A 10,495-nucleotide genomic window follows, 5' to 3' on the forward strand; every position below is an offset into this window, starting at 1 on the left:
AAGGTCGCCGGGGCGAGAAGCGGCGCGGCCGGCGTCATGGTCCGGTCACGACGCAATCACTGGCTCGCCCACACGATTCGTGCGATCCAGCCGACGTCGCTCGGCGCCATCGTGTGCTCGGCCTGCGATGCATCGAGCGGCTGCAATTCCAGTGCCTTTGCCGTGCGGCGCTTCAGCGTCGCGACCGTCACCTCGCCCGCCTTGGTCTTCACCACCACGCGATCGCCTCTGCGGATCGGCGCGCGAGGAGAGATCAGGATGACGTCGCCGTCGCGATAGGCCGGGGCAAGCGCATTGCCGGAAATCTCCAGCGCAAAAGCGCGACTATCCTCGGCGGTGGGAAGCGCAAGCTCGGTCCAGCCCTTGCCGGATGGAAAGCCGGATTCGTCGAAAGCGCCGCTCGCGCCGGCTAGCGCGAGGCCGAGCAGCGGCACCGAGCGGCCGTCGCTGGCGTCGTCACCGATCAACCCGGCAAAGGTGTCCATCGATGAGCCGGCCGCCGCCAGCGCTTTCGCGATCGATTCGGTGGATGGCCAGCGCTCGCGCCCGTCGGGGGTGACGCGCTTGGACTTGTTGAAGGTGGTGGGATCGAGCCCGGCCCGCTTGGCGAGGCCGGACGGCGAAAGGCCGGCACGCTCCGCCAGCCGATCCAGCGCTCCCCAGATCTGGTCGTGAGTCAGTATCCTCTGCGCTTTGGCCTGTCTGACCATGGAAGGTCCAGCCCGTCGCAACTCAGGAAAACTGTCCTCAAATCAACCGGTTTTCCGTTTTTCGCGCAAGGGGTGGCGGGGGAAGCATTTTCAAGCGAAGCGGATACCGGTTCGTGTCGGGAAAACGCGTCAAAACAAGAATTTAAAGCTCCGTTCCGATTTCATCGGAACGGAAATGGCTCTAAGCCTTGAGTTCGGAGGGGGCGGCCATTACGGTCGCGCCCGGGTTTTGAGGACCCGGACGAGACGAAAAAACTCAAAAGACTCAAAGAGCAAACAGGGCTGCGTGAGCGGTGGTCAAGATCTACAAAATCTGTCCGGCCTCGGCCTGGCGCGAGGCGGAACGGCAGGGTGTCTACCGGGGCAGCGCGGACGATTCGCGCGACGGTTTCATCCATTTCTCGACTGCGCCCCAGGTTCCCGAGACCTTGCGCAAGCACTATTCCGGCCAGCGCGCGCTGTTCCTGGTCGAGGTCGATGGCGACGCGCTCGGCAGCGAATTGCGCTGGGAGCGCTCGCGCAATGACGAGCTGTTTCCGCACCTCTATGGCGAGCTCGATCTCGGCGCGGTGCTGTCGGTGATGAACCTCAACATGCGCTCCGATGGCGGCCACGACGTTCCGGAGCTTATCCCGTGATCCGCGCCTTCGACGCCTTTTCGCTGCCGGTGCTGCGCTGGCTCGATCCGGAGGATGCGCATCGCCTCGCGATCCAGGGCCTGCGCTTCCTGCCGCCGGTCAAGCCGCGGCCTGACGATCCCAAGCTCGCAGTGCGTGCCTTCGGGCTCAACTTCCCCAATCCGATCGGCATGGCCGCGGGCTTCGACAAGAGCGCCGAGGTGCCGGATGCGCTGTTGCGGCTCGGCTTCGGCTTCGTCGAGATCGGTTCGGTGACGCCGAAGTCGCAAAGCGGCAATCCGCGGCCGCGGCTGTTTCGTCTGGAGCGCGACGAGGCCGTGATCAACCGCATGGGCTTCAACAATGACGGCGCTGAAGTCGCGCTGCGCAGGCTCGCGGCGCGTGCGCAGCACGGCGGCATCATCGGGGTCAATGTCGGCGCGAACAAGGATTCGCCGGATCGCGTGGGCGATTACGTCAAGCTGATCGAGACCTTTGCGCCGGTCGCGAGCTATTTCACCGTCAACGTCTCCTCGCCGAACACGCCGGGCCTACGCAATTTGCAGGAAGGCGCGTTGCTCGACGATCTCCTCGGACGCGTGATCGACGCGCGGGAGCGGGTACGGCAGAAGGCCGGCGACACGCCGGTGCTGCTCAAGATCGCGCCGGACCTCAGCCTCGCCCAGCTCGACGATGTCGTGCAGGTGGCGCGCTCGCGCCGGGTCGACGGCATGATCGTGTCGAACACGACGATCGCGCGGCCGAGCACGCTGCGCGAGGAGATGCGCGCCAAGGAGCAGGGTGGCCTGTCCGGCCGGCCGCTGTTCCGCCTGTCGACGCGCATGGTCGCGGAGACCTATGTGCGCGTCGAGGGCGCGTTCCCCTTGATCGGCGTCGGCGGCGTCGATTCCGGCGGCGCCGCGCTGACCAAGATCCGCGCCGGCGCGAGCCTGATCCAGCTCTATTCGTCGCTGGTCTACAAGGGCCTCGGCCTGGTCGACGAGATCAAGCGTGATCTCACCTCGACGCTGCTGCGGACAGGGCGGGATTCGCTGTCAGAGATCGTCGGCGCGGATGCCGCGACGCTGACGGCGGAAGACTGGCCGGGGCTGTAAGCCCGCGCTGCGTAGCCCGGATGGAGCGAAGCGCAATCCGGGAATCTGTCCGCGGGCACGAAGGCCCCGGATTGCGCTTCGCTCCATCCGGGCTACGGCTTCGGAAACGTCGCCCGATACAACGCCGGATAGCGCGCGCCCTGCAAGCCGCCGCGGGCGACGTAGAATGCGATCAGCGCGCTCCACAGCCCGGCATTGCCGAACGATTGCAGCGCCCACCAGGCGCCGAGAAAGATCGTGAACGATAGCAGCATCAAATTGCGCATCTCGCGTGCCCAGGTCGCGCCGACATAGATGCCGTCGAAGCCGAAGGCGAACACGCCGGGGATCGGCGCAAGCACGATGAACGGCAGGAATTCGCGCGCGGCGCGGCGGACGTCCTCGCTCGCGGTCATGAAGGCGATCAGCGCGGGCCCGAACAGCGCGAACAGCACCGCGACGACCAGTGCGAAGCCGAGGCCCCACAGCAGCACCAGCCGCGTCGAGTCAGCAAAGCCCCTGGCATCGCGTGCGCCAAAAGTGCGCCCGCAGAGCTGCTGGGCTGCGTTCGCAAGACCGTCGAGGAAGAACGCGCTGACCAGCAGGAAATTGTTCAGCACGGAATTCGCCGCCAGCGTGACGTCACCGGCGCGTGCGCCCTTGGCGGTGAAGAACAGGAACACGGCGATCAGCGCCGCGGTGCGGATCATGATGTCGGAGTTCACCGCCAGCAGCCGCATCAGTTTTGCCCGGTCCAACAGCGTGGCAAGGGGCACCGCAAAGCCGCCATCCGCATAGCGCCGGCAGACGATCACGCCGAGCACGAAGCCAATCGTCTCCGAGAGCAGTGCCGCGATCGCCGCGCCCGCAATGCCGGTGTCGTAGACCAGCACCAGCAAGATCGTCGCCGCCATGTTGATGAGGTTGATGACGACCTGCAGCAGCAGCGCCGGATTGGCGCGCGCCTGCCCCACCAGCCAGCCGAGAATGACGTAGTTGGCGAAAGCGAACGGCGACGACCAGATCCGGATCATGAAATAGGTCTTTGCCGCGCGCGTGACGCCTTCGCTGCCGCCCATCAGGTCGAACAGCGCGGTGGCCAGCGGCAGTTGCAGCGCGATCAGCGCGGCGCCGATCAGGCCCGCGACGATGAAGCCGCGCACCAGGATCACGGTCTGCTCGCGCGTCTCGCTCGCGCCCAGCGCCTGTGCCGTGAAGGCGAGCGTGCTCATGCGCAGGAAGCCGAACAGCCAGAACAGGCAGTCGAAGATCACGGAGGCCATCGCGACGCCGCCAAGCAGTGCGGCATCGTCGAGCCGCCCGATCGCGGTGGTCGAGACCACGCCGATCAGCGGCGTGGTGAGGTTCGCGACCATCGCGGGACCGGCGATGGCGAAGACCTGGCGGGAGCCTATCCCTAAGTGAATGGGCGCGTGCATGTCAGAACACGAGCACCATGCCGTCTTCGGCGGCGAGATGCGGGACGTCGTCCAGGCGCGACAGCATGTCGTCGCTCATATGGGTGAGGACCAGGCGTTTCGCGCCGATTGCTGGCAGATGCTGTTCCAAGGTCTTCAGGCTGAGATGGTTCTTGACCACCTTCTCGTACATATAGGCTTCCGCAATGAAAAGGTCCGCGCCATGCGCCAGCGGAATGAGCGTCTCCGTCCATTCGGTGTCGGCGCTGTAGGCGAGCGTGCGGCCTTCGACCTCGACGCGGTAGGCGAGGAAGGGCCCGCCGGATTCGCCGTGCACCACCGGGTAGGGCGTCACATTCACCGCGCCGAAGGTTTGGCTTCGCCCGGGCGCGAGTTCGATGAGGTTCAGCTCGAAGCGCCGCTTGGTCTTCGAGGAATGCTCGAACAGCGCCTCCATGACTTGGCTGAGCCGCATCTCGAGGCCTTGCGGGCCCGCGATTGTCAGCGGCCGGGTCCGCAGCGAGAATTGCGCATCGAGCAGGACAAACGGCAGCCCGGCAAAATGGTCGCCGTGGAAATGCGTGATCAGGATCAGGTCGATCTCGTTGCGGTCGATCTCGAGTCGCTTCAGCGCCGGCAGCGCCGACGCGCCGCAATCGATCAGGAAATTGGCTTCGCGCCCCGAGACGTGGAAGCAGGTGTTGAGCCTGCCGCCTGAGCCGAAGGCGTCGCCGCAGCCGACAAAGCGCAATTGCATCGGCTGCGGGCTCCCAAATCGCTACCTGTTGCGCGGCGCGCCGAACACGCGCGAGAGCAGCCAGATCGGGATCACGATGACCGCGCCGAGCAGGAAATAACGCCACAGCCAGTTCACCGCGTCGAACCCGAGATCCCAGAGCCGCTGGAACAAGAGGCGAATGCTGTAGATGATGTTCCAGGGATCGAAGCCGATCGCGGCGAGCACGACGCCGACCAGGATCGAGAGCAGGACCAGGCGAAACGCGACCGCCAGCGGCGAGCCGCCGAGAAAGCGGTTCAGCCCATCGCTGCGGCCGGCCGGCAAATCTCTGACGTCTTGGACCATCTCAAAACTCCTCGCGGGGATTCGACCCCATTATAGGTCACGGCGGGGCACATGGGGAACCCGCATTCCCTCGTCAATGGCTGTCGGCGGACGCCGCAACCTTAATTGTTGGTAGGGATTCGTCAGCCTTCAACATCTTTTCCAGCGTTTCCAACCGGTCGGCTTCCCGCGGCGGCTTGTCCCAGCGTAAGCGGCTGATGCGGGGAAAGCGCATGGCGACGCCGGATTTGTGCCGCGGCGAACGCTGCAGCCCCTCGAACGCCACCTCCAGCACCAGCCCCTTGTCGCCCTCGTGCACGACGTGGCGCACGGGGCCAAATTTTTCGGTGGTGTTGCGGCGGACGAAGCGGTCGATCTGCAAGAGCTCCTCGTCGGTGAAGCCGAAATAGGCCTTTCCGACCGGCACCAGCTCGTCGCCGGCTTCGCCTGCGGTCCAGACGCCGAAGGTGTAGTCGGAGTAATAGGACGAGCGCTTGCCGTGGCCGCGCTGGGCATACATCAGCACGGCGTCGATGATGTGTGGATCGCGCTTCCACTTCCACCACGGGCCCTTTGGCCGCCCCGGCAGGTAAGGCGCATCGCGCCGCTTCAGCATGACGCCTTCGACGGCATCGGCATCTGCGCCCGCGCCGGCACTCGCGGGATCGGCGCGCGCCGCGGTCAGCGCCTGCCAGCTTGCGAAGGGCACGGTGGGCGACAGGTCGATGCGGGGGTCGTCGAGCTTGCCGATGAATGTCTCCAGCCGTTCGCGCCGCTCCGCGAAGGGCAGCTCGCGCAGATCGTTCGCGTCGTCGCCGAGCAGATCGTAGGCGCGCAAATGGATCGGAAATTCCTTGATCAGCTTCGGCGAGACGACCTTGCGGTTGAGGCGCTGTTGCAGAACGTTGAAACTCTGCACGCGGCCCTCGCGCAGGATCAGAAGCTCGCCGTCGATTGCGCCTGCCAGCCGCAGCGACGGCACGAGGTCCGGAAAGCTCCCCGTGATGTCCTCACCGGTGCGCGAATAGAGCCGCGCCGTGATCTGCCCGCGCTCATCGCGGCCCGCCACCGCCTGCACGCGGATGCCGTCCCATTTCCATTCGGCGACGTAATCGGCGGGATCGAGCGCGGCGAAATCCGCGTCCTCGATCGCGTGCGCGAGCATCACCGGGCGGAACGGCGCGGGATCGCGATTGACCGGCTTTTCGCCGCGGCCCTCCAGCCAGGCGAACAGGTCGAGATAGGGAGGGCTGAGCCCCGGCCAGATCAGCTCGACCTCATGCGGGTCCTTGTCGCCGAGCGCGGCAGCCGCGGTCTTCGCCAGCCGCGCGGATATGCCGATGCGCAGCGCGCCGGTGACGAGCTTCAAGAGCGCCCAGCGGCCGGTCTCGTCGAGCTCGTCGAGCCAGCGTTCGAGCTGCTTTGGCAGCTCGGTCTTGCCGAGCGTGCGGAGCGTGGTGACGACGTCCGTGAGGGTTGGGGGTGGTGGGTTGTTGTGGTTGCTTGGGTGAAGCGCATCGCTGGCATCTCGCCCGCGGTACCCCTCTCCCCGCCCCTCCCCCGCAAGGGGGGAGGGAACGGTGAGAGTGGTACGTCCATCACTCGCTGGATCACTGTCAGTCGTGATGCTCACTGTTGGCCGCGCGCTCCGCTGCGCACCCTCCCCCCTTGCGGGGGAGGGCGGGGGAGAGGGGTGGCCCGAAAAAGACTCGCTATTACGAGGCACCCGCCGAGGCCACATCAGCGCCACCGTCTCCGAGAGATCGCCAACGTAATCGTAACTCAACCCGAACAGCACCTCATCCGTGCGCGCCGCGATCAAATCGCGGATCAGCGCGGGCTTGGCATGCTTGAAGCTGAGCGCACCGGTCAGCGCGGCCAGCGCGTAGCCGCGGTCGGGATCGCCGACCTCGCGGAAATAGCCGGTGAGCAGCCGCAGCTTGTTGTTGCGGCCGGGCTCGTAGGCGAGGCGGTCCAGCAGTTCGGCGAAGCGGTTCATGCTTCGGCCTCATCTTGAAGCGGGGTCTCGCTCTCCTCCTCGTCGCCATAGCCGACGAGATCGAGCGGCTGCGCGCGAAGACCTTGCGACTTGCACCAATGCACCAGCGCGTCTTCCTGACCGTGCGTCACCCAGATCTCGCCGGCGCCGGTCGCGGCGATGGTCGCGGTGAGGCCGTCCCAATCGGCGTGGTCGGAGATCACCAGCGGCAGCTCGATGCCGCGCTGCCGTGCGCGGGCGCGCACCCGCATCCACCCCGAGGCAAAGGCGGTGACGGGGTCGGGAAAGCGCCGCGTCCAGAGGTCCGAGGTGGCCGACGGCGGCGCCAGCGTGATGGTGCCGGCGAGCACCGCCTTCTTTACGCCCATCACCGGCTTGAGCTCGCCGAGATTGATCCCGCGGCTCTGATAGTACTCGGTGATCTTCTCCATCGCGCCATGCAGGTAGATCGGTGCTTCATAGCCGGCCTGCCGCAACAGCGCGATCACGCGCTGCGCCTTGCCGAGCGAATAGGCGCCGACCAGATGCGCGCGCTCGGGAAACAATGCAACGGAGGCCAGCAGCTTCCTCACCTCGTCGGCGGCATCGCCATGGCGAAACACCGGCAGGCCAAAGGTGGCTTCAGTGATGAAGACGTCACAGGGCACGAGCTCGAACGGCGTGCAGGTCGGGTCGGGCGCATCCTTGTAGTCGCCGGAGGCGACGATGCAGGTGTCCTTGCAGGTCACCGCGATCTGCGCCGAGCCCAGCACATGACCGGCCGGATGAAACGTCACACGGACGTCGCCGAGCCGGATCTCCTCGCCATAGCGGATAGCCTGCGTCGAGCCGGCAAAGTTCTCGCCATAGCGCAGCCGCATCATGTCCAGCGTTTCCTGCGTGGCCAGCACCGCGCCATGGCCGGCGCGGGCATGGTCGGAATGGCCGTGGGTGATCACGGCCCGCTCGACCGGGCGGACAGGGTCGATGTGGAAGTTGCCGGGCTTGCAGCACAGGCCGTCAGCAGTTGGCAGCAGGATGTCTTGCGGACGCATGGGCGTCATATAGGGAGCGGCCACCCCAAATGAACCCGTCATGCCCGGGCTTGCCGTCTCCGCTAGGCTTCGCCGGCCCGGCGGTGTAAAAGCCCGCCGAAGCCAATTGGCGGAGGCGGGACCCGCGCCTCCATCCTCTTAATTAGTTCCCTTTTTGATGGATTGCCGGGTCGAGCCCGGCAATGACGAGCCGAGTTCCTATGCCCCTGCGCCTGTTCCACTCCTCCGGCGATCTCATGGCCGACCGCCGTTTCGAGTTCGCGCGCGACCTCCAGCTCAAGGGCGATCTGCCCGCCGCCGCCGACCTCATCGAGCAGGCGATCGAGCTCGCGCCTGACTTCACCTCGGCCTGGTTCACGCTCGGCGAGATCCGCCAGCAGCTCGGCGAGCGCGACAAGGCGATCGCGGCGTTCCGCAAAGCATGTGACTGCGACCCCGAGGACCAGCACGGTGCCGGCCTGCATCTGATGCGGCTCGGCGACGCGCAGATGGCGGAGATGCCCAAGGCCTATGTGCAGGCCCTCTTCGATCAATATGCGCCGCGCTTCGAGCACACGCTGATCAACGATCTCGACTATCGCGCACCGTCGCTGATCTTCAAGGCGGTGGTGGCCGCGCGCGTCGCCGCGAAGAAGCCGGCCTTGTTCAAGCGCACCATCGATCTCGGCTGCGGCACCGGGCTTGCGGCCGCCGCCTTCGCCAAGCAGGTCGATCATTTCATCGGCATCGATCTGTCGGCCGGCATGATCAAGGAGGCGCGCGCCACCGAGCTCTATGCCGAGCTCGAGGTCGCCGACATGATCGAAGGCCTGCGCACCAAGGGCGATGCGAGCGCGAACCTCGTCGTCGCCGCGGATGCGTTCGTCTATCTCTCCGATCTCGCACCGGTGCTCACCGAAGCCAAGCGCGTGCTCGTATCCGGCGGCGTGCTCGCTTTCACGCTGGAGACGCATGACGGCGCCGGCATCGTTCTCGGCGAAGGCTTGCGTTATGCCCATTCGGCGGAATATGTGCGTGGCGCGATGGCGAAGGCCGGGCTCAAGCTGCTGACATTGGAGCCGGCATCGCCACGCATCGAGAACAACGAGCCGGTGCGCGGCCTCGTCGTCGTCGCCGAGAAAACTTGAGTTTAGGCGCTAAACACCCTGCGATTCTCGCGTCATTGCGTCGCTGAGCTGCGACTTCCCACTTGCGACCCGCGCTGCGATGCCAGCACAATGCGGCCGCTAGGGAGAAACAAACAATGACGAAGAATCCAACGCGGCGCGATTTCAGCGCCGGCGCGCTCGCCACCGTCGCTGCATCCACCTTGCCTGCGCCATATGTCTGGGCCGCGGAGAAGAAATACGATGCGGGCGCCAGCGACACCGAGATCAAGATCGGCCAGACCGTGCCGCATTCCGGTCCGGGCTCGCTGTACGGCGTGCTCGGTCGTATCGGCGAAGCCTATTTCCAGATGCTGAACGAGAAGGGCGGCATCAACGGCCGCAAGGTCAAGTTCCTCACCATGGACGACGCCTACAGCGCGCCGAAATGCGTCGAGGCGACGCGGCGCCTGGTCGAGCAGGAAGAGGTGCTTGCGCTTTATGGTTCGCTCGGCACCGCGCCGCAGACCTCTGTGCACAAATACCTGAATTCGAAAGGCGTGCCGCAGCTGCTGCTCAACACCGGCGCGTCGAAGTGGAACAATCCGAAAGAATTCAAATGGACGATGGCGGGCCTGCCGCTCTATCCGACCGAGGCGCGCATCCTGGCGCGGCACGTCATCAGCGTGAAGCCGAACGCCAAGGTCGGCATCCTCTACCAGAACGACGATTTCGGCCGCGACTTCCTCGGTCCGTTCAAGAAGGTGCTGGCGGATGCCGGCGGCACCGCGCAGGTGATCATGGAGCAGACCTACGATCTGACCGATCCGACCGTCGATTCCCAGCTCATCAATCTCTCGAAGTCGGGCGCCGACGTCTTCTACAACATCTCGACCGGCAAGGCCTCGTCGCAGTCGATCCGCAAGGTCGCCGAGCTCGGCTGGAAGCCGTTGCAGCTGTTGTCGGCCGGCTCGACCGGCCGCTCGATCCTCAACGCCGCAGGCCTCGAAAACGCCGCCGGCATCGTCGCCATCCGCTACAACAAGGAAGTCGGCCTCCCCAAATGGGAGAAGGATCCGGACGTGATGGCGTTCGAGGAATTGCGCAAGAAGTACACGCCGGCGATCGATCAGGACAACACCATCGCCTTTGCCGGTTACGGCCAGGCCGTCACCATGGGCGAGATCCTGCGCCGCTGCGGCGACGATCTCACCCGCGCCAACGTGCTGAAGCAGGCGTCCACGCTTGCAGGCTTTCACTCGCCCTATTTCCTCGACGGCGTCACCTACAGCTACACGCCGGAGGACTACACGCCGATGAAGACGCTCTTCATCTCCACCTTCAGCGGCAAGGACTGGGACATCTCCGACAAGCCGATGTCGGAGTAGGAACGGGCTTTCTTCCTTCTCCCCTTGTGGGCCTGTTGCGTTATCGGCTCTTGAGGCTGAAGACGTCAGGAGAGAAGGCCTTGGTCC

General features: G+C 65.6%; 10 protein-coding genes. 4 read left to right on the forward strand and 6 right to left on the reverse strand.

Going from position 1 to position 10,495, the window contains the following annotated elements:
* Nucleotides 1-56 precede the first annotated feature (56 nt).
* Nucleotides 57-710 carry a S24 family peptidase gene (locus tag AC5ZFO_RS35740; protein WP_282525084.1) on the reverse strand — a complete coding sequence of 218 codons (654 nt, stop codon included), beginning with the start codon at nucleotides 708-710 and terminating at the stop codon, nucleotides 57-59.
* Nucleotides 711-1,003: 293 nt separating this feature from the next.
* On the opposite strand from AC5ZFO_RS35740, the gene AC5ZFO_RS35745 reads away from it, so the two are divergent.
* Both AC5ZFO_RS35745 and AC5ZFO_RS35750 read left to right on the forward strand, forming a co-directional pair.
* Nucleotides 1,004-1,348 (forward strand): DUF952 domain-containing protein, encoded by a 345-nt coding sequence (locus AC5ZFO_RS35745; RefSeq protein ID WP_282525085.1) that lies wholly within the window; start codon nucleotides 1,004-1,006, stop codon nucleotides 1,346-1,348.
* The gene (locus tag AC5ZFO_RS35750; protein ID WP_282525086.1) at nucleotides 1,345-2,442 is read left to right on the forward strand and encodes a quinone-dependent dihydroorotate dehydrogenase; all 1,098 of its coding nucleotides are present in this window, start codon (nucleotides 1,345-1,347) and stop codon (nucleotides 2,440-2,442) included. Before AC5ZFO_RS35745 ends, AC5ZFO_RS35750 begins: the two co-directional genes overlap by 4 nt.
* Nucleotides 2,443-2,534: 92 nt before the next feature.
* Here the strand turns inward: AC5ZFO_RS35750 and AC5ZFO_RS35755 are convergent, their stop codons facing one another.
* The 5 genes from AC5ZFO_RS35755 to AC5ZFO_RS35775 form a co-directional block, all read right to left on the reverse strand.
* A complete protein-coding gene (locus AC5ZFO_RS35755) occupies nucleotides 2,535-3,860 on the reverse strand; it encodes an MATE family efflux transporter (RefSeq protein ID WP_496123248.1) in 1,326 nt (441 codons plus the stop codon).
* Nucleotide 3,861: 1 nt separating this feature from the next.
* The gene (locus tag AC5ZFO_RS35760; protein WP_282525088.1) at nucleotides 3,862-4,596 is read right to left on the reverse strand and encodes an MBL fold metallo-hydrolase; all 735 of its coding nucleotides are present in this window, start codon (nucleotides 4,594-4,596) and stop codon (nucleotides 3,862-3,864) included.
* A 21-nt stretch (nucleotides 4,597-4,617) separates the two neighbouring features.
* Nucleotides 4,618-4,923, reverse strand: a complete 306-nt coding sequence (locus AC5ZFO_RS35765; protein WP_014491345.1) for a DUF6460 domain-containing protein — start codon at nucleotides 4,921-4,923, stop codon at nucleotides 4,618-4,620.
* A 73-nt stretch (nucleotides 4,924-4,996) separates the two neighbouring features.
* Nucleotides 4,997-6,901: a cisplatin damage response ATP-dependent DNA ligase gene (locus tag AC5ZFO_RS35770; protein ID WP_282525089.1), complete on the reverse strand. Its 1,905-nt coding sequence runs from the start codon at nucleotides 6,899-6,901 to the stop codon at nucleotides 4,997-4,999.
* Nucleotides 6,898-7,935 carry a ligase-associated DNA damage response exonuclease gene (locus AC5ZFO_RS35775; protein WP_282525097.1) on the reverse strand — a complete coding sequence of 346 codons (1,038 nt, stop codon included), beginning with the start codon at nucleotides 7,933-7,935 and terminating at the stop codon, nucleotides 6,898-6,900. Before AC5ZFO_RS35775 ends, AC5ZFO_RS35770 begins: the two co-directional genes overlap by 4 nt.
* Nucleotides 7,936-8,135: 200 nt before the next feature.
* Here AC5ZFO_RS35775 and AC5ZFO_RS35780 point away from each other — a divergent pair, with 200 nt between their 5' ends.
* Together AC5ZFO_RS35780 and AC5ZFO_RS35785 are read left to right on the forward strand one after the other, a co-directional pair.
* Nucleotides 8,136-9,062, forward strand: a complete 927-nt coding sequence (locus AC5ZFO_RS35780; protein WP_282525090.1) for a class I SAM-dependent DNA methyltransferase — start codon at nucleotides 8,136-8,138, stop codon at nucleotides 9,060-9,062.
* A 116-nt stretch (nucleotides 9,063-9,178) separates the two neighbouring features.
* Nucleotides 9,179-10,408, forward strand: coding sequence for an ABC transporter substrate-binding protein (locus AC5ZFO_RS35785; protein ID WP_282525091.1), 1,230 nt, complete (start codon nucleotides 9,179-9,181; stop codon nucleotides 10,406-10,408).
* Nucleotides 10,409-10,495: the final 87 nt, after the last annotated feature.

Source organism: Bradyrhizobium sp. Unk1 (assembly GCF_059512345.1).

Excerpts from the sequence above, each read along its gene's own strand:
- AC5ZFO_RS35770 (WP_282525089.1), bottom strand. The coding sequence starts at position 6,901 with ATGAACCGCTTCGCCGAACTGCTGGACCGCCTCGCCTACGAGCCCGGC.
- AC5ZFO_RS35765 (WP_014491345.1), bottom strand. The coding sequence starts at position 4,923 with ATGGTCCAAGACGTCAGAGATTTGCCGGCCGGCCGCAGCGATGGGCTG.
- AC5ZFO_RS35740 (WP_282525084.1), bottom strand. The coding sequence starts at position 710 with ATGGTCAGACAGGCCAAAGCGCAGAGGATACTGACTCACGACCAGATC.
- AC5ZFO_RS35780 (WP_282525090.1), top strand. The coding sequence starts at position 8,136 with ATGCCCCTGCGCCTGTTCCACTCCTCCGGCGATCTCATGGCCGACCGC.
- AC5ZFO_RS35785 (WP_282525091.1), top strand. The coding sequence starts at position 9,179 with ATGACGAAGAATCCAACGCGGCGCGATTTCAGCGCCGGCGCGCTCGCC.
- AC5ZFO_RS35755 (WP_496123248.1), bottom strand. The coding sequence starts at position 3,860 with ATGCACGCGCCCATTCACTTAGGGATAGGCTCCCGCCAGGTCTTCGCC.
- AC5ZFO_RS35760 (WP_282525088.1), bottom strand. The coding sequence starts at position 4,596 with ATGCAATTGCGCTTTGTCGGCTGCGGCGACGCCTTCGGCTCAGGCGGC.
- AC5ZFO_RS35775 (WP_282525097.1), bottom strand. The coding sequence starts at position 7,935 with ATGCGTCCGCAAGACATCCTGCTGCCAACTGCTGACGGCCTGTGCTGC.